The following is a 614-nucleotide window of genomic DNA, read 5'->3' on the forward strand; positions in this document are numbered from 1 at the left end:
ATCTCATCATGCAGTGGCTTGACCAAAGTATTGATTTGACCGATTGTCCAGCCATTTCCGGCTGTTCCGGTTATTGTGCATTGCGCCGGTAAATCGACCGTCTTACGGCTGGATGACAAAGTTGCCGATGTGGTCGTTTTAAAAGTCAGTTCACCTACGCTAACTTGAGTACCAACCGGTATAAAAACCTGTTCTGCAGACAAGTTGGCATCACACGAAAATCGCAATGTTGTCAGAGCAGGTTGTGCCTCCAATCGTGGCGTGGCCATATCGTCGCCACATAAATCCAACATCAAACCAGTCGCAAAGCGCACGTGCTGTTGGCGGTAGGCTTCATTTACCTGCTGACGAGTCAATGCTTCACGGTAGGCGTACACATTAATCAGCAAACGTTCGATATGAGCCGGTTGCAAGGTTTTGCCACTGTCGCGCTCATATCTAGCAATGGTATCGGCCAAAATCGTCTGCAAATCATCATCTACGACCTTGACGTCTTCACGCTTTAAATTGCTTAAATCCACGTTGCATTCTCCAAATTCACAGCCGTGCTATAGACCTCGCCCGATACATCATCGGCCACACGCCAGCGTACGGTCATAGTGATGTGTGGGGCG

Annotated in this window: 1 protein-coding gene; it reads right to left on the minus strand. The window is 48.9% G+C overall.

The annotated features are described in order from the left end of the window. Positions 1-521 (minus strand): baseplate J/gp47 family protein (locus ACTHUT_RS21530; RefSeq protein WP_440419849.1); only part of this gene is annotated, 521 nt, incomplete at its 3' end. Positions 522-614: the final 93 nt, after the last annotated feature.

Source organism: Neisseria sp. P0022.S010, assembly GCF_051956635.1.